The following is a 17,468-nucleotide window of genomic DNA, read 5'->3' as shown; positions in this document are numbered from 1 at the left end:
TCGGGCCCGCCTTGGCAGGGTTCGCCTCGACGTGCGTACCGGCGGACCCTGCCCGGGGCGGCGGGGATTACGGCCACCTGTGCCTCAGCGCAGGGAGGAGTTGTCCATCTTGCGGGTCGTGATGACCTGGTCGATCATGCCGTACTCCAGCGCGTCCTCGGCGGTGAGGATCTTGTCGCGCTCGATGTCCTCGCGGATCTGCTCGATGGACCGGGTGGAGTGCTTGGCCAGCAGGTCCTCCAGCTGGGAGCGCATCCGCAGGATCTCGTTGGCGGCGATCTCCAGGTCGGAGACCTGACCGCGACCGGTCTCGCTGTACGGCTGGTGGATGAGGACCCGGGCGTTGGGCAGCGCCATGCGCTTGCCCGGGGTGCCGGCCGCGAGCAGGATCGCCGCCGCCGACGCGGCCTGGCCCATGCAGACGGTCTGGATGTCCGCGCCGACGTACTGCATGGTGTCGTAGATCGCCGTGAGCGCGGTGAAGGAGCCGCCGGGGCTGTTGATGTAGATCGAGATGTCCCGGTCGGGGTCCATCGACTCCAGGCACAGCAGCTGGGCCATCACGTCGTTGGCCGAGGCGTCGTCGATCTGGACGCCGAGGAAGATGACCCGCTCCTCGAAGAGCTTGGCGTACGGGTCGTACTCGCGGACCCCCTGGGAGGTGCGCTCCACGAAGCGGGGGATCACGTAGCGGGACTCCGCCTGCGGGCCGGTGTACCGGCCCTGTGCGGCGGCCGTGGCCTGTTCGGCGGCCATGCGGTCGTAGAGGCCGCGGCCGGGGAAGTCGTTCACAGTGTCTCCTGGGAAGAGGCTGGGGTGGTCGGCCGGGGGCTGGGACGGGGCGCTCAGGCCCCGGTGCCGCCACCGCCCGGCATGCCGGCGGCCGTGTGCATCACGTCGTCGATCAGGCCGTACTCCTTGGCCTCGGCGGCGTCGAACCAGCGGTCGCGGTCGGAGTCACGCGTGATCTGCTCGACGCTCTGGCCGGTGTGCTGGGACGTGAGCTCGGCCATCCGCCTCTTGGTGTGCAGCAGCCGCTCGGCGTGGATCTTGATGTCCGAGGCCGAACCCGCCAGGCCCGCCGAGGGCTGGTGGATCAGGATCTCGGCGTTGGGCAGCGCGAAACGCTTGCCGGGCGTCCCGGCGCTGAGCAGGAACTGGCCCATCGAGGCGGCCAGGCCCATGGCGATGGTCACCACGTCGTTCCTGATGTACTGCATGGTGTCGTAGATCGCCATTCCGGCGGTGATCGATCCGCCGGGGCTGTTGATGTAGAGATAGATGTCCTTGTCCGGGTCGGCGGCAAGGAGCAGCAACTGTGCGGTGATCTTGTTCGCGATGTCGTCGTCCACCGGCTGACCGAGGAAGATGATCCGCTCGTTGAGCAGCCGGTTGTAGACCTGGTCGCCGAGGCCACCACCGATGGAGGGCTCGCCGGCGGCGGAGGGCATCAGATTCGTCACGTATCCACCTGCTCGTCTTGCGACGGCGCCGGGCCGTCTCACGTTTGCCTGCGGGGCTGGAGCCGTCCGGCGACTCCACCGCCCTCTTGTTCATGGACCCTAACGCGCTGGTCCCTTCCGGGAATCCCGGTAGCCGGAGTGTTCGCCGGGGGCGTAGCGGCGGCGGGCGTCTCGGGCGGCGGCGCACGCCCCCGGCGGCCCCGACCCGCCAGGGCTGGCGGCACCGACCGCCCTTCCGTGGGAGACGCCCGCCGACCCGCACGACCGGGCGAGCACGACGGGCCCCGGGGCGATCATCGACAGCGTCGTGATCCTCCGGGGCCCGTCGTGCCACGCCGGGGTGGAGCGGTCAGCTCTCGGTCTTCTCCTCGGCCTCGGCGGCCTCGACGACCTCGGCCTCGGCGGAGTCCTCGTCGTCGTCCAGGTCGACGGTCTCGCCGTTGGTGTCCTTCACGGTCGCCTTCTCGACGACGGAGGCCAGGGCCTTGCCGCGAGCGACCTCGCCGACGAGCAGCGGCACCTGGCCCTGCTCGACGACGGCCTGCGCGAACTGGTCCGGGGACATGCCCGAGGACGAGGCGCGGCGCATGAGGTGCTCGGTGAGCTCCTCCTGGTTGACGTTGAGCTTCTCCTGCTTGACCAGCTCGTCCAGGACGAACTGGGTCTTGATCCCCTTGACCGCGGCCTGCCGGGTCTCGTCGTCGAACTCCTCGGCCGACTTGCCCTGGATCTCCAGGTACTTGTCGAGGGTCAGGCCCATCTGCCCGAGCTGGTGGTGCTCCAGGTTGTGCTTGCGGGTGTTGATCTCGTCGTCGAGAAGCTTCTCGGGGACGGGAACCTCGACCAGCTCCAGCAGCTTCTCCAGGACGCGCTCCTGAGCCTGCGTGGCCTGGTCGTACCGCTTGCGCTCGGTCAGCCGATCACGGCTGTCCGCACGCAGCTCCTCCAGCGTGTCGAACTCCGAGGCGAGCTGGGCGAACTCGTCGTCCAGCTCGGGCAGCTCACGCTTGGCGACCTGGGAGACCGTGACGGTGACCTCGGCCTCCTTGCCGGCCGCGGAGCCGCCCTTCAACTCGGAGGTGAAGGTGGCCTCGCCGCCCGCCTCCAGACCCGTGACGGCCTCGTCGATGCCGTCCAGCAGCTCGCCCGAACCGATGGTGTAGGAGACGCCGTCGGCCACGCCGTCTTCGAGGACCTCTCCGTCGACCTTGGCCCGCAGATCCAGGGTGACGACGTCGCCGTCCTCGGCGGCGCGCTCGACCGGGGTCGTCGAGGCGAAACGCTCGCGCAGCTGCTCGACCGACTCGGCCACGTCCTCGTCGGTGACCTCGACCGCGTCGACCTCGACCTCGATGCCCGAGTAGTCGGGGATCTCCAGCGCCGGGCGGACGTCGACCTCGGCCGTGAAGTTGAGCGTCTCGCCGTCCTTCAGGTCGGTGATGTCGACCTCGGGCTGGCCGAGCGGGCTCAGCTCCGCCTCGTTCACGGCGTCGGTGTAGAACCGCGGCAGCGCGTCGTTGACGGCTTCCTCCAGCACCGCGCCGCGGCCGAACCGCTGGTCGATGACGCGTGCCGGGACCTTGCCCTTGCGGAAGCCCTTCACCGTGACCTGCTGGTTGATCTTCTTGTACGCCGCGTCGAGGCTGTCCTTGAGCTCCTCGAAGGGCACCTCGACAGTGAGCCGAACCCGAGTCGGGTTCAGGGTCTCCACGGCGCTCTTCACGGTTCGGTCTCCTTGTGGCTGACTTCTTGGGTTCTGCCGGGGCCAGAGCGGCCCGGCGGATTTCGCCGCCCGGAGGACTGCACAGGATGAGACACACGGGCGTGCAGCCTGCATAGTAACGGCAGCCGCTACACGGCCCAAAAGGCGATCACGCGAGGTGATCGGAGGCACGACCGGACATGGACATCCCGACTCCCCGCGCGCGCCGAGCGCCGCCGAGAGGCGGGAGGAGCCCACCGGCCGGGCGCCGGCACCGCCGCACGAGTGCGGGCGAGCGGGCCACGCGCCGGGAGGAGGGCCGAACGGGTCGCTCGACTGTGGGTCGGGGTGGCGGGATTTGAACCCACGGCCTTCCGCTCCCAAAGCGGACGCGCTACCAAGCTGCGCCACACCCCGTCTGGTGCGAAACGTAGGGTACATGGCCGCGCACGGGAGCGATCACGGCACGCGCCGATCGGACCGGGCGGGGCGGACGGCGACGGGCGGTGTGCGCGCGAGGGGCGGAACCCGCTAAGATGCCTCCGGCGCCGCGATCTCCCGATCGACGGATCGCCGTGCGGGCGTAGCTCAATGGTAGAGCCCCAGTCTTCCAAACTGGCTACGCGGGTTCGATTCCCGTCGCCCGCTCCAGCTGATTCGGGGCCAGGTCGGAGGCTGTTTCCTCCGACCTGGCCCCGATCGCTTTCCGGGCTCGGCGGCGTGGGCCGGGTGACCCGGCCCCTCCCCGCCGTCGGTCACCCCGGGACGGGGCAGCCCTCCGGACCGCACGTCTCGGCGACCGCGTCGTCGAGGCTCGCCACCGGCCCCTCCGGACGGCTGTCCCAGGCCTGGCGGAGCGCCGCGCCGAAGGTCTCCACGGGCTGTGCCCCGGAGACGCCAAGGCGCCGGTCGAAGACGACGAAGGGCACCCCGGTGGCCCCCATCGCGGCGGCCGTCGCCTGGTCCTCGCGGACCTCGTCCGCCAGGACCGAACGGTCGGCGAGCAGTTCCGCCGCCTCCGTCTCGCCCAGGCCCGCCTCGACCGCCAGCTCCAGCAGGCGTCCTTCGGCGAAGGCGGAGTTCTCGACGAAGTTGGCGCGGTAGAGAAGGTTCAGCAGGTTCTCCTGGACGCCACGCCGCTTGGCGAGGTGGAGCATCCGGTGCATGTCGAAGGTGCTCGCGGTGTCACGGTCGGCCCCGCGATACGCGAGGCCCTCGGCGTGCGCGTGCTCACCGATGCGCTGTTCGGCCTGCCGGGCCTGGTCCAGGCTGATCCCGTACTTGGCGGCCAGCGCCGGGATCACCGGCCTCGCGGGCCCGGGACCGAGGCTCGGATCGAGTTCGAAGGACCGGTGCACGACCTCCACCTCGTCCTTGTGCGGGAAGGCTTCGAGCGCCTTCGCGAAGCGCTCCTTGCCCACATAGCACCACGGGCAGTTGATGTCGCCCCAGATCTCCACGCGCACGACCGTGATCCCTTCCACGCTGTTCGGCGGGCCTTCCGCTCTCCCCGCCCAACACGACTCCGGCCGTCGATATTTCTCACCTGAAACATCGACCCGGCATCCCGCGACCCCGGAGAGGCGAACCGGCACCCGGGCACCCCTCCCGCCGACAGCCAGGCCGGACCGGCGCGACGATCAGAACCTGATCGAATTGATCATCTCGCCTATCGACCCGAGGAGCCGGTTGATCGACGGCGCCAGGCCGCTCGACGCCAGGAAGAAGCCGAAGAGTGCCGCGACGACCGCGGGCCCGGGCTTGAGCGAGCCGCCCCGGAGCAACACGATCATGATGATCGCCAAGAGCAGCACCACGGACAGCGAAATGGCCACAACTGATCACACCCTCGATCGATCCGCACCCCGGCATGGGACGTGATCGGCACACCCCCGCCAGAACCATCGTGCCACCAACCCGGCCATGTCATGCGGGAGGTGACGACCGGCCGGCCCGCCCGGGCCGATCCGACGGCGCGCACCGGGCCGAGCCCCCGTCGCCACCGGGCCGAACGCACGACACAGCAAAGGGGTTCGACCGTTCACGACGCCCGGGGAACCGACCGCGCCACGCCGACCGCTCCCCCTGCGAGGGCCGACCGCGCCGCCTCGCCCCCACCCGGGCCCCGCGCCCCGGGACGGGGCCACTCGACCACCGCGCGGACTCTCACCCCGCTGCCGCAGGAGGATCGAACAGAGATCGGGCATGCTCTGACAAGGAGTCGATATCCGGCGATTCTCCGCGACAGCACTGATAACCATCCCGATCGAACGGATCGCAGCAACGACTCACCCTCCGATGTCTGATATGTGCGCCTTTCAGGAAGGAGCCCTCCCCGTGCCCTCCAGGTCCTGCGCGAGTGAGACGCGACATAGCGAGCAGCGCTGTCCGTCAGGGGTTTCTCGAAATCCCGTACCCGTCGCTAAGGTGCGTCCAATGTGCAGTGTCACGATGTCACCCCCGCGGTGCGCCGGGTCGTGGACCCGCTCGCTCGACGGCGGGCGGGAGGGCGTATGAAGAACGATCCGCTCCGGACGGCCGACCGCGTCGACGCACCGCCCCCACCTGAGAGAACGGTGAGAGCGACGGAGAGACGGGCGGAATCTCCAGCCGGGCGGGACGACTTCTTCGACAATGCCAAGTTCCTGGCGATCCTGTTGGTCGGTGTGGGTCACACCTGGGGTCAGATCATGAGCGACAACGTCGCCGTGGAAACCCTGTACCGCGTCGTGTACGCCTTCCACATGCCCGCCTTCATCGTCATCGCCGGCTATTTCTCACGCGGCTTCGACATGAGCCCGAAACGCGTCAAGCGACTGCTCACCGGCGTCCTCGTCCCCTATCTCGTGTTCGAGGTCGTCTACACGCTGCACAGGCGCTACGCGGGCGGTTCCGCCGACGCGGCCTTCAGCCTCCTGAACCCCGGCTACATGCTGTGGTTCCTCTGTGCCCTGTTCGTGTGGCGGCTCACCACCCCGATCTGGCGCACGGTGCGGTGGCCGCTGCCGATCGCGCTGGGCATCGCCGCGCTGGCGTCGGCCTCGCCGGGGATCGGGGACGATCTGGACCTCCAGCGGCTGCTGCAGTTCCTGCCGTTCTTCGTCCTGGGCCTGGTACTGCGCCCCGAGCACTTCGCATGGGTGCGCCGGCGCACGGCACGGATCGCGGCGGTGCCCGTCGCGGCGCTCGCCGTGTACCTGGCGTGGTGGACCGCGCCCGTCTTGAAGACGGGCTGGCTCTACCACAACGCGGCGGCTCAGGACCTGGGGGCTCCGTGGTGGCAGGGGCCGGTCCACACGCTGATCCTGTTCGGCACGTCCGTCGTGCTCACCGGCTGCTTCTTCGCACTGGTCCCGGGCCGGCGGGTCTGGTTCACGGCTCTGGGCGCGGGCACTCTCTACGCCTACTTGGCGCACGGTCTGCTCGTGAAGCAGGGCGAGTACTCCGGATGGTTCGAGAATCCGGCCCTGCACGGCACCGTCGGGGCGGCGGCGCTGACGGTGCTCGCCGCGACGGTCATGACCCTGCTGTGCACCCCACCGGTCCGAAAGGTCATGCGTTTCATGGTGGAGCCCCGCATGGAGTGGGCGTTCCGCAAGCCCTCGGGCGAACCGGCCCGCAGCGACGGCGCCGGACCCCCGCGCGCGACGCCTCCGTCCGAGGCGGGACCACCGAAGCCCGCGCCCCCCGGCGGGGCCGGCGTCGGGAGCGCCCCGGGAGGCACGACTCCGCGTTGACGGACGGCCCCGTCGCCTCAGGGTGACGGGGCCGCCATGTCCCGGCCCTCGGCGGTCCCGCGCGCGGTCGCCCGCGACGCCTCCGTCCGGCCGGCCCGAGCGTGGACCGAGGCGCCCTCCCGACAGATCAACAGCAGCGCCCGGTCGTCGTTGACGTCCTTGGCGACCGCCTCGATCAGATGCCAGGCGGCTCCGTGGAAACCGCCGGCGACGTAGCCGTCCGCCTCGCCGGTGAGCCGGTCGATGCCCTCGACGATGTCCCGGTCGGAGGTCTCCACCAGACCGTCGGTGAAGAGCATCAGCACGTCGCCGGGGCGCAGCGAGCCCTTGACCGAGTCGAACCGCGCGCCGTCGTAGACCCCGAGCAGCGGTCCGTCCGCCGCCTTCTGCTCCCACCGGCCGCTGCCGGCGCTCAGGTGCAGGCCGGGCGGGTGCCCGGCCGAATACAGCTCGTAGTCGCCGGAGTCGAGTTCCAGCACGAGGTGGATGGAGGTCGCGAACCCCTCGTCCCAGTCCTGGCGCAGCAGATAGCCGTTGGCGGCCGGCAGGAACGCGTGCGGCGGCAGACTGCCCAGGAGTCCGCCGAAGGCGCCCGAGAGCAGCAGGGCCCGCGAGCCGGCGTCCATGCCCTTGCCGGACACGTCCGTGAGGACGACCTCAAGGGTGCGTCCGCCGTTGGTGCGCGCGGCGACCACGAAGTCGCCGGAGAAGGACTGCCCGCCGGCCGGCCGCAGGGCCATCTCGCGGTGCCATCCGGGCGGGAGCTTGGGCAGCTTGCTCTGCACCCGGATCCGCTCGCGCAGGTCGAACAGCATGGTGCCGCCACGCCGCCACGGGACGCCCACCCGACTCCGGAACTGTGCCAGCAGCAGACCGAAGAGGCCGCACGCGGCGACGACCAGTACAACGCCCGGCGTCACTCGCGAGGGGCCCTCGGTGTAGGGGCCGAGGGCGACCGACTCCACGATCAGGGCTCCGGCCGCCGCCGCGTACAGGCCCAGCAGACTGGCCGGTCGCAGCAGCAGGCCGCCGGCGACGATGGGCAGGACGAGGGCGGAGGGAGCGACCCAGAGGGGGTTGGCCATCGTGGTGAGCGCGATCACCGGGATCGTCAGGAACAGACCGACCAACGCGATCCAGTCGGATCCGTCGCCCCGGAAGTAGTCCACCGCGGACCGACGCAGGCCGATGCGTGCCCGGTGCCACCGCTTGCGCAACCGGGCAGGAAGCGTGTCGGCCGCCGCGCGCCGCTCTCGTCCTGCTGTCATCAGTTCGGGACCCTATCCATCACGGCGGACACTTGGCACGGGAGGCCCCGGTTGTCCCCCGTCCGAGACCCGACCCCGTCGGTGACTTTCGCCACCCCGCGCCCCCGTGCGGTGCCGCCGGGAGGAAACCGGTCGCTTCCGCGGTGACGCGCCGCAGGCGGCGCCCCGGCCGCCGCATCGCTTCCGAGCGGCGGCGTGGGCGGGGCCGGGGACCGTCAGGCCGCTCCGGCAGCGGTGGGCCCCGCCGCGGCCGGCGGTCCGAGTCGACCGGGAGCGCCGAGGCGCTCGTCGGTGTCAGCCGCGCTGGCACCCGGGGCACCAGAAGAGGTTGCGCCCCGCCAGCTCCGCCGTGCGGATGCCGCCGCCGCACACATGGCACTTCTGCCCCGCCCTGCGGTAGACGTAGACCTCGCCGCCGTGGGCGTCGACCCGAGGCGGTCGCCCCATGGCCTCGGGCGTGTGGGCGCGCCGGACGGTGTCGATCCGGTCGCGTCGCACCCCTTGCCCCATCAGCTCGACGAGGTCGGCCCAGAGCGCGTCCCAACGGCCGGGCTCGATCTCCCGCCCAGGTCGGTGGGGGTCCAGGCCCTGGCGGAACAGGACCTCCGCGCGGTAGACGTTGCCCACGCCCGCGACGACCCTCTGGTCCATGAGCAGCGCGGCGACGCCCGCGCGGCTGCGGCGGATCCGGCAGTAGGCCGCCGCCGGATCCGCGTCCGGGCGCAGCGGATCGGGGCCGAGTCGCTCGTGCACGGCGCGCTTCTCGGCTCCCGTGATCAGGGCGCAGGTGGCGGGGCCGCGGAGGTCGACGTGCGCGGAGTCGCTCGACAGCCGCAGCCGGACGGTGTCGGTCGGTGGGGGCGCGGGGGCCGGGCCGAAGGCGACCTTCCCGAAGAGCCCTAGATGGATGTGGACCCAGTCGGCCTCCTCGTCGGAGCCGAACCCCAGGAACAGATGCTTGCCGTGCGCGTCCGCGGCCCGGAGCGGAGTGCCGTCCAGGAGCGCGGCGGCCTCGCCGAACCGGCCCTGGGGGCTGGTCGCCCGGACGACCCCGCCGCCGAAGGTGGCCGCGTAGTCCCGCGCGAGGCGGTGGATGGTGTGCCCTTCCGGCACGAGGACGTCCGTTTCCTCCGGCCGGGGGCTGGGGCCGGACCGTCGGTGGGTCGGATTCTCCGGGGGGCCGGCGGCTCGCCGGCGCGCCGAGGTCCGGCGGGCGGGGTCGCCGGGGCGACATCCGCCGCGAGAAGCGGGCCTCGGGATCGGGTGCCGGCGCGCCCCGGTTCGGGGAGGCGCGCCGGGTTCGCCGGGCGCCGCTACGAGGCGGTCGGGTGGTGGGCCGGGATGGCCGGCAGTTCTCCGGTGGTCTCGTAGGCGGAGAGCATCTCGATACGGCGGACGTGCCGCTCCTCCCCGGAGAAGGAGGTGTCGAGGAACGTCGCGACGAACGAGGTCGCCTCTTCCGGCGTGTGCATGCGCGCGCCGACCGCCACCACGTTGGCGTTGTTGTGCAGGCGGCCGAGGGAGGCGGTCTCCTCGCTCCAGGCCAGGGCGGCGCGGACGCCCTTCACCTTGTTCGCGGCGATCTGCTCGCCGTTGCCCGAACCTCCGATCACGATGCCGAGAGCGTCGGCGTCCTCGGCGGTCCGTCGGGCGGCGCGCAGGCAGAAGGGGGGGTAGTCGTCCTCGGCGTCGTAGATGTGCGGGCCGCAGTCGACGGGCTCGTGGCCCGCGGCCTTGAGCCATCCCACGAGGTGGTTCTTGAGGTCGAAGCCGGCATGGTCGGAACCGATGTAGACGCGCATGGGGAGAGTCTGACACGCCCCGCACGCGGCGGGGGTTCGGGGCCGCCGCGGGGTGCCCCGGGGGCCGCGTCCTCGGCGCCGGGGCGGTGCGACGCGCCCGCCGACCGTGCCGGGGTCGGGACGGTCGGCGGGCGCGTGACGGGCTCCGTCTCGGGCCGGGCGGCGGGTCAGCTCCTGTCGAGAAGCTTCCAGGCGGTCGGCAGCAGGCCCATGGCCAGGGCCGCCTTCAGGGCGTCGCCCACGAGGAAGGGGACCAGTCCCGCCGCGAGGGCCGCGGTGGCGGACATCCCCGTGGACAGGGCCAGGTACGGCACTCCGACGGCGTAGATGATCGCCTCGCCGACCAGCATCGTCCCGGCCATGCGCCACGCCGACCGGTCGGCGCCCCGACGGGCCAGCGCCCCCACGGCGGCGGCGGCGAGCAGCATGCCGAAGACATAGCCCAGCGAGGGCGCGCCCGCTCCCGATCCGCCGCCGGCGAACCAGGGCACACCCGCCATGCCCACCAGCGCGTACACGGCCAGGGAGAGGAATCCGCGCCCTGCACCCAGGGCCGTCCCGACCAGCAGCGCGGCCAGTGTCTGGCCGGTCACCGGGACCGGCGATCCCGGCACGGGCACCGCGAGCTGGGCGGCGAGGCCGGTGAGCGCGGCGCCGCCGAGCACCAGGGCCCCGTCGCGGACTCGGGAGGCGGGGAGGAGGTCGACGAGGACCGTGCCGGTCCGGGCGGGTACTGCGGCAAGGCTGCTCATGGGGACTCCGCTGTGGGGTGGCAGGGCGGGACACGGCGACGCTATCCCAGGCCTTCGGAGGCGCTCACCGTCAGCCGTCGACAAGCGCGACACCGGGAGTTGGTGGGCCTCCGACAACGCCGCGGCCGCGGGGGACACGGCGGGTGACACCGGTCACCCGTCGCGGGTGCCGGGCGTCACGACGGCGGACCGCGAGGAGCGGGGACGCCGCTCCGGCGCTTCTCGCGTCGCGACGTGAACACCGTGCGTGTCGAGAGTGTCCGCATAATGGACGCCGGGTGCGGCGGTTTCCGACAAGCGCGGAAACTGTGGGTGTTTTTGTCCGTGGCGCCTCCCGCCCACCACGCACCCGACCGCGTCACCCCCTCCGCACCCATGGGACGACCCGCCTGATGTCCAGCACCACCACCGGGACACCGCCGAGAGCGGACGAAGCCTCCCTCTCCCACGGCCTCAAGCAGCGCCACCTGTCGATGATCGCCCTGGGCGGCGTGATCGGCGCCGGACTGTTCGTCGGCTCCGGTGCGGGCATCGCCGCCGCCGGTCCCTCGATCGTGCTCGCCTACGCGCTGTCCGGCCTCCTGGTGATGCTGGTGATGCGGATGCTCGGCGAGATGTCGGCGGCGTATCCCTCCTCGGGTTCCTTCTCCGCGCACGCCGAGCGGGCGTTCGGCCCCTGGGCCGGGTTCACGGCGGGCTGGTCGTTCTGGGTGCTGCTCTGCACGGCCGTGGGTCTGGAGGCGATCGGCGCGGCGAAGATCGTCACCGGTTGGCTGCCGGGCACCCCCGAGTGGCCGTGGGTGGCGCTGTTCATGCTGGCCTTCTGCGCGACCAACCTGGCCGCGGTGAAGAAGTTCGGCGAGTTCGAGTTCTGGTTCGCGGCGCTCAAGGTCATCGCCATCAGCCTCTTCCTGGTGCTCGGCGTGCTCGCGATCACCGGGGTGCTGCCCGGAACCGACTCACCGGGTACCGGCAACCTCACCGAGCTGCTGCCCAACGGCGGCGAGGGACTGGTGATCGGCCTGCTCGCCTCCGTGTTCGCCTACGGCGGCCTGGAGACGGTGACGATCGCCGCGGCCGAGTCGGAGAACCCGGTGAAGGGCGTGGCCTCCGCCGTCCGCACGGCCATGTGGCGCATCGCCCTCTTCTACATCGGATCGATGGCCGTCATCGTGACCCTCGTGCCGTGGGACTCCCCCACGGTCGTGTCGGACGGGCCGTACGTCGCCGCGCTCGACGCCCTGGGAATCCCGGGCGCCGGGGAGCTGATGAACGTCGTGGTGCTGGTGGCCCTCCTCAGCGCCATGAACGCCAACATCTACGGCGCCTCCCGCATCGCCTACTCCCTGGTCGAGCGGGGCCAGGGCCCGAAGGCACTGGGGCGGGTCTCCGCGCGGGTGCCCCGTGTCGCGGTACTGGCCTCCTGCGTCTTCGGCTTCGGCTGCGTCCTGCTCAGCTACTGGCGGCCCGACGACGTGTTCCCTTGGCTGCTGAACATGATCGGCGCGGTGATCCTGGTGGTCTGGGTCTTCATCGCCGTGTCACAGCTCCGGCTGCGCCGCCGCGTGGAACGCGAGGCGCCCGACCGGCTGGTGGTCCGGATGTGGGCCTTCCCCTTCCTGACCTGGCTCGCGCTGGCCGGTATGGCGACGGTGTTCGTTCTCATGGCGCGGGAGCCCGGAACGCGGGTGCAGTTGTACTCCACCGGCGCCATGACGCTGGCCCTCGCCGCGGTCGGCTACGCGTGGCAGCGGCGCCGAACCCGCACGACCTGACCTTCGCCACACCTCCACGACGGGGGCGCCCCCGGTTCTCGGGCGCGCCTCCGTCGCGGCGTCTTCCGGGCGTTCCGGCGGGACGGGTATCCGGCCGAGTGGCCGCGTTCACCATGACGATTCGGCTCTTCGCCCGCAGCCGGGGTTGACGCGCCGCCTTCGGCGCGCTCAGGTGCTCTCAGTCGACCGAGGACGGAGACGGCGCCTCGCGGGACGACAGGTTCGCGGGTGCGGCACGGGCAAGGAGCCGAGAGACGGGAGTGCCCGACAATGACCGATTCGGTACGAATCCTGGCCGCCGGCGATGCCCGGATACCGTCCTCACTGATCGCGCGGGCGATCGGCGAGGCGGTCCGCGACCCGCGCGCGCGGGTGCGGGAACTGACTCGCGGTGCCGACGCCGAGATCACCGGCGAGGAGCTGCTCGCCGCGTCGAAGGGGATCGACGCGCTCGTCACGCGGTCCGCCCCGATCACGGAGGAGTTCCTGGAGGCGCGCCCCACGCTCCGGTTGGTGGCGATCTGCGGCGAGAGGCCCGGGGACCTGGATCGGGAGGCCGCCGCTCGACGCGACGTGCGGATCTGCCACACGCCCGGCTGCGGCACGGCCGCCGTCGCCGAGCACACGCTGGGGCTGATGCTCGCCCTGCTGCGCCACACGGTCGGCGGGGGTGGACGCCGGACGGACTACGAGCACGCGGGGAGGGAACTGGAGGACCTCCCGGTGGGGGTGATCGGCCACGGAGCCGCGGGCGGCCGGGTGGCCCGCCTGCTCTGCGCGTTCGGCGCGCGGGTGCTGGTGTACGACCCCTACGCGCGAGGCGAGATCCACGGTCTTCGCGTGTCCTCTCTGGACGAGCTGCTCACCCGATCCCGCGTGATCACCCTGCACGCCGCCGACACACCCGAGACCCGCGGCCTGGTCGGCGCGCGAGAACTGGCCCTCCTGCCGCCGGACGCCGCGGTGGTGCACACGGCCGGGAGCCCTCAGGTCGACGAGGAGGCCCTCTCCCGGGCGCTGGAGAGCGGGAGGGTGTCGGGGGCCGCCCTCGCCTCCGACACCGCTCCCCCACGCCTTCGCGCCCTGGCCGGCCGCCGGTTGCTGCTCGCCCCCGGGGCGGCCGACGCGACCCGCGCGGCGGCGGAGAAAGCCGTGCGGGCGGCGGCCGACGAGGTCGCCCGCTGGCTTCGCGGCGTGCCCCCCGCCCACGCCCTGACCTGATCCACCGGCCGCCCGGTTCGGGCCGCTAGAGATTGCCGAAGTCGGGCCCCTTGGTGCGGGTGCGCTTCAGCTCGTAGAAGCCGGGTACCGACGCGACGGCGACGGCTCCGTCCCACAGGCGGGCGGCCTCCTCGCCCAGGGGCGTGGGGGTAACCACCGGGCCGAAGAACGCGATCGGCTCCCCGTCCGGGCCCGGGAGCGCCACCACGGGCGTGCCGACGTCCTGCCCGACCAGGTCGATGCCCTCCTTGTGGGAGGCGCGCAACTGCGCCTCGTACGGCGTGGCGTCCCAGTGGCCCATCAGCGACTCGGGGAGCCCCACCTCGCGGAGCGCGGCGACCACCGTGTCCTTGCCTATTCCCTCCCGGCGGTTGTGGGCCCGGGTGCCGATCGCCGTGTACAGGTCACCGAGGACCTCCGCACCGTGTTCCTCCTGTGCGGCGATCACGACCCGGACCGGCCCCCACGCCTCCGTCTCCATCATCGCCCGGTATCTGTCGGGCAGCTCGTCGAGCCGCTCCTCGTTCAGCACCGCGAGACTCATCAGATGCCAGCGGATCTCGATGTCCCGCAGCTTCTCGACCTCCAGCACCCAGCGGGACGTCATCCAGGCCCAGGGGCACAGCGGGTCGAACCAGAAGTCGACGGGCGTCTTGACCGACATGTCTCTCCTCGTGAGTGCTGATGGATCTCGGATCGACCTGTGTCAACACCGGTCGCGGCCGGTCCATTCCCGTCCCCGGCGCCCCGGCCCCCGTTCCGCGCGGACGGGGGCCGGGCCCGGGAGACCCGGAGGGACGCCCCCACGGGCCCGGGAAAGAGGGAGGGAAGGGCGAGGGCAGGAGGCGCGGGCCACGCGACACGCCCTTCACGTGGCCCGTCGCGGGTCGGCCGCCCTCACTCGTGCCCTCCGGCTGGACCACGTGACAGGATCTGCCCAGTCCGCATGCCGAAAGCGCCAAGGGAGTACCGTCCGTGCCCGGTGAGAATCTGTCCCGCGACGAGGCCCGGGAGCGGGCCGCCCTGCTGTCCGTAGACGGGTACGAGGTCTTTCTCGACGTGTGCTCCGCCGTCGGCGACCGGGCCGACGACGACGTCTTCCGGTCCGTCACCACCATCCGCTTCCGCTGCCACGAACCCGGCGCGACGAGCTTCGCCGACCTGGTGGCACCGAGCGTGACCGCCGTGTCGCTGAACGGCCGGGACCTGGACCCCAGCGAGGTGTTCGACGGCTCCCGGATCGTGTTGGAGGACCTCGCCGCCGACAACGAGCTGACCGTGGACGCCCGGTGCGCCTATTCCCGCACGGGAGAGGGGCTGCATCGCTTCGTCGACCCGGAGGACGGCGAGGTCTACCTCTACACCCAGTACGAGCCCGCCGACGCCCGTCGGGTTTTCGCCAACTTCGAACAGCCCGACCTCAAGGCCCCGTTCCGCTTCGAGGTCCGGGCCCCGAGGGAGTGGACGGTGTGGGGCAACGGAGCCGGCGAGCGGGGAGAGGACGGTGTGTGGCGGTTCGCCGAGACGAGGCCGATCTCCACGTACATCACCTGTGTCGTCGCCGGTCCCTACCATCGGGTGACCGACACCTACGAGCGGGACCTGCCGGACGGGACCCGGCTGCGGATCCCCCTCGGGGCGCTGTGCCGCAAGGGCCTCGCCCCGTACTTCGACGCCGATGACATCTTCCTCGTCACCAAGCAGGGGCTGGACTTCTTCCACGACCACTTCGACTACCCCTACCCGTTCGGCAAGTACGACCAGGCGTTCGTGCCGGAATACAACCTCGGCGCCATGGAGAACCCGGGACTCGTCACCTTCCGGGAGGAGTTCGTCTTCCGCGGCAGGGTGACCCAGGCGTCCTACGAGGGCCGCGCCAACGTGATCCTGCACGAGATGGCGCACATGTGGTTCGGCGACCTGGTCACCATGGAATGGTGGGACGACCTGTGGTTGAAGGAGTCCTTCGCCGACTTCATGGGCTCGTTCTCGCTGGTGGGCGCCACGCGATTCACCGACGGCTGGATCACCTTCGCCAACCGTCGAAAGGCGTGGGCGTACCGTGCCGACCAGTGGCCCTCCACGCACCCGGTCACCGCCGACGTGCGGGATCTGCAGGACGCCAAGCTCAACTTCGACGGCATCACCTACGCCAAGGGCGCCTCGGTGCTCAAGCAACTCGTGGCGTACGTCGGGCAGGACGCGTTCCTGGAGGGGGCCAGGCGCTACTTCAAACGCCACGCCTACGGGAACACCCGGCTCGGTGACCTCCTCTCGGTACTGGAAGAGACCGGCGGGCGGGACATGAGGGGCTGGGCCCGATCCTGGTTGCAGACCACGGGCGTCAACACCCTGACCCCGCGTGTGGTGTCGGCCCACGACGGCTCCGTAGACGAGCTGACCATCCTTCAGGAGGCGTCGGAGGATCACCCCGAACTGCGTCCTCACCGCGTCGCCGTCGGTCTGTACCGAAGGACGGAGGCGGGCGCCCTGGAGCGGTACGCGCGGGCCGAGGTCGACGTCTCGGGGGCGCGGACGATCGTCGAGGAACTGGCCGGGAACGCCACGCCGGACCTGGTCCTGGTCAACGACGACGATCTGACGTACTGCAAGATGCGGTTCGACACCGCGTCCCTCGACACCCTCCGTTGCCACCTCGGTGATCTGACGGATCCGCTGGCCCGCGCCCTGTGCTGGTCCGCCCTGTGGAATCTGACCCGCGACGCCCTGCTGCCCGCACGGGACTTCGTGGATCTGGTGCTCCGTTTCGCCGGCCGCGAGTCCGATATCGGCGTCCTGCAGATGCTGCACGCGTGGGCCGGGTCGGCCGTGACGCACTATGCCGCCCCGGAGTGGCGGGAGACCGGGGAGCGACGACTGGCCGACGGCGCGGTGCGGGAGTTGCGGCAGGCGCGGCCCGGGAGCGAACACCAGTTGGCCTGGGCCCGGTTCTTCGCCGGTGTGGCGTCCCGGGAGGCGGACCTGACGGTGCTGGGCGACCTGCTGTCGGGCTCCGAGCGGATCGAGGGGCTGGAGGTGGACCGCGAGCTGCGCTGGGCCTTCCTGGGGCCGCTGGCCGCGCACGGGGTCGCCGACGAGGCGATGCTCGCGACGGAACTGGCGCGCGACGACACGGCCTCGGGCCGGCGACACCAGGTGCGCTGCCTGGCGGCCCGTCCCTCGGCGGCCGTGAAGGCTCGGGCCTGGGAGGACGTCGTGGAGTCCGACACGCTGTCCAACGCCCTGGTGGCGGCGACCATCGAGGGATTCGCGCAAGCCTCCCAGCGGGAGCTGCTGGCCCCTTACGCCGATCGCTACTTCGCGGCGATCGAGCGGGTGTGGGACGAGCGCTCCATCCAGATCGGCATGGACGTCGTCGCCGGCCTCTATCCGCGTCTCCTGGACAACCCGGCCACGTTGGAGGCGACGGACGCCTGGCTGAGCGCGCGCCCGGACGCGGCGCCCGCGCTGCGTCGACTGGTGCTGGAGGCCCGCGACGACCTGGCCCGCGCGCTGCGCGCGCAACGGCGCGACGCGGCGGCCGGGTGGAACTGAACCCGGGAGGGGTGGGACCGGGCCGGGCGTCGTCGCCAAGGCGGGGCCTCGCCCGGACTCGTCCGCGAACGGGCGGGGGCGGTCGTCGAAGGGCCTCCGGCCACGCGGACGGGGCAAGGGCGGCGTAGGCGGGGACGCCGGTCCCGGCGGGTCGGGTGTCGCCTCCGTGAGCACTCCGGACCGCCCTCGGGGG

At 71.8% G+C, this 17,468-nt stretch carries 14 protein-coding genes and 2 tRNA genes; 5 read left to right on the top strand and 11 right to left on the bottom strand.

Annotated elements, in window-relative coordinates; translation table 11 throughout:
- Positions 1-84 precede the first annotated feature (84 nt).
- From JEK78_RS15525 to JEK78_RS15510, 4 genes are all read right to left on the bottom strand, one after another.
- Positions 85-792 (bottom strand): ATP-dependent Clp protease proteolytic subunit, encoded by a 708-nt coding sequence (locus JEK78_RS15525; RefSeq protein ID WP_277953041.1) that lies wholly within the window; start codon positions 790-792, stop codon positions 85-87.
- Positions 793-845: 53 nt separating this feature from the next.
- Complete coding sequence (locus tag JEK78_RS15520) at positions 846-1,451, bottom strand: ATP-dependent Clp protease proteolytic subunit (RefSeq protein ID WP_200264198.1); 606 nt, start codon at positions 1,449-1,451, stop codon at positions 846-848.
- 361 nt (positions 1,452-1,812) lie between these two features.
- A complete protein-coding gene (tig, locus tag JEK78_RS15515) occupies positions 1,813-3,186 on the bottom strand; it encodes a trigger factor (RefSeq protein WP_200259606.1) in 1,374 nt (457 codons plus the stop codon).
- A gap of 322 nt (positions 3,187-3,508) precedes the next feature.
- A tRNA-Pro gene (locus JEK78_RS15510) sits at positions 3,509-3,582 on the bottom strand.
- Between the two features lie 160 nt (positions 3,583-3,742).
- Between JEK78_RS15510 and JEK78_RS15505 the strand changes: the two genes are divergently transcribed.
- Positions 3,743-3,816 (top strand) — tRNA-Gly (locus JEK78_RS15505).
- Positions 3,817-3,920: 104 nt separating this feature from the next.
- On the opposite strand, the gene JEK78_RS15500 is transcribed toward JEK78_RS15505, so the two are convergent.
- Together JEK78_RS15500 and JEK78_RS15495 are read right to left on the bottom strand one after the other, a co-directional pair.
- Complete coding sequence (locus tag JEK78_RS15500) at positions 3,921-4,631, bottom strand: DsbA family oxidoreductase (RefSeq protein ID WP_200259603.1); 711 nt, start codon at positions 4,629-4,631, stop codon at positions 3,921-3,923.
- Between the two features lie 174 nt (positions 4,632-4,805).
- Positions 4,806-5,000 carry a hypothetical protein gene (locus JEK78_RS15495; protein ID WP_200259600.1) on the bottom strand — a complete coding sequence of 65 codons (195 nt, stop codon included), beginning with the start codon at positions 4,998-5,000 and terminating at the stop codon, positions 4,806-4,808.
- 678 nt (positions 5,001-5,678) lie between these two features.
- Between JEK78_RS15495 and JEK78_RS15490 the strand changes: the two genes are divergently transcribed.
- Positions 5,679-6,902: an acyltransferase family protein gene (locus JEK78_RS15490; RefSeq protein ID WP_200259597.1), complete on the top strand. Its 1,224-nt coding sequence runs from the start codon at positions 5,679-5,681 to the stop codon at positions 6,900-6,902.
- Positions 6,903-6,919: 17 nt separating this feature from the next.
- Here JEK78_RS15490 and JEK78_RS15485 read toward each other — a convergent pair whose 3' ends face one another.
- The 4 genes from JEK78_RS15485 to JEK78_RS15470 form a co-directional block, all read right to left on the bottom strand.
- Positions 6,920-8,170, bottom strand: a complete 1,251-nt coding sequence (locus JEK78_RS15485; RefSeq protein ID WP_200259595.1) for a PP2C family protein-serine/threonine phosphatase — start codon at positions 8,168-8,170, stop codon at positions 6,920-6,922.
- 294 nt (positions 8,171-8,464) lie between these two features.
- Positions 8,465-9,283: an Fpg/Nei family DNA glycosylase gene (locus JEK78_RS15480; RefSeq protein WP_200259593.1), complete on the bottom strand. Its 819-nt coding sequence runs from the start codon at positions 9,281-9,283 to the stop codon at positions 8,465-8,467.
- 200 nt (positions 9,284-9,483) lie between these two features.
- Positions 9,484-9,972: a ribose-5-phosphate isomerase gene (locus tag JEK78_RS15475; protein WP_200259590.1), complete on the bottom strand. Its 489-nt coding sequence runs from the start codon at positions 9,970-9,972 to the stop codon at positions 9,484-9,486.
- A 167-nt stretch (positions 9,973-10,139) separates the two neighbouring features.
- Entirely contained in the window at positions 10,140-10,724 is a 585-nt protein-coding gene (locus JEK78_RS15470) for a biotin transporter BioY (RefSeq protein ID WP_200259587.1), read from the bottom strand.
- Between the two features lie 392 nt (positions 10,725-11,116).
- On the opposite strand from JEK78_RS15470, the gene JEK78_RS15465 reads away from it, so the two are divergent.
- The gene (locus JEK78_RS15465) at positions 11,117-12,499 is read left to right on the top strand and encodes an amino acid permease (RefSeq protein ID WP_200259584.1); all 1,383 of its coding nucleotides are present in this window, start codon (positions 11,117-11,119) and stop codon (positions 12,497-12,499) included.
- A gap of 270 nt (positions 12,500-12,769) precedes the next feature.
- Positions 12,770-13,720: an NAD(P)-dependent oxidoreductase gene (locus JEK78_RS15460; protein ID WP_200259581.1), complete on the top strand. Its 951-nt coding sequence runs from the start codon at positions 12,770-12,772 to the stop codon at positions 13,718-13,720.
- Positions 13,721-13,745: 25 nt separating this feature from the next.
- Here the strand turns inward: JEK78_RS15460 and JEK78_RS15455 are convergent, their stop codons facing one another.
- Positions 13,746-14,384 carry a DsbA family protein gene (locus JEK78_RS15455; protein WP_200259578.1) on the bottom strand — a complete coding sequence of 213 codons (639 nt, stop codon included), beginning with the start codon at positions 14,382-14,384 and terminating at the stop codon, positions 13,746-13,748.
- A 311-nt stretch (positions 14,385-14,695) separates the two neighbouring features.
- On the opposite strand from JEK78_RS15455, the gene pepN reads away from it, so the two are divergent.
- The gene (gene pepN / locus JEK78_RS15450) at positions 14,696-17,275 is read left to right on the top strand and encodes an aminopeptidase N (protein ID WP_200259575.1); all 2,580 of its coding nucleotides are present in this window, start codon (positions 14,696-14,698) and stop codon (positions 17,273-17,275) included.
- Positions 17,276-17,468 lie beyond the last annotated feature (193 nt).

The organism is Streptomyces sp. HSG2 (genome assembly GCF_016598575.1).
Taxonomy (GTDB): domain Bacteria; phylum Actinomycetota; class Actinomycetes; order Streptomycetales; family Streptomycetaceae; genus Streptomyces.
This window is presented reverse-complemented; position numbering and strand designations above follow the sequence as displayed.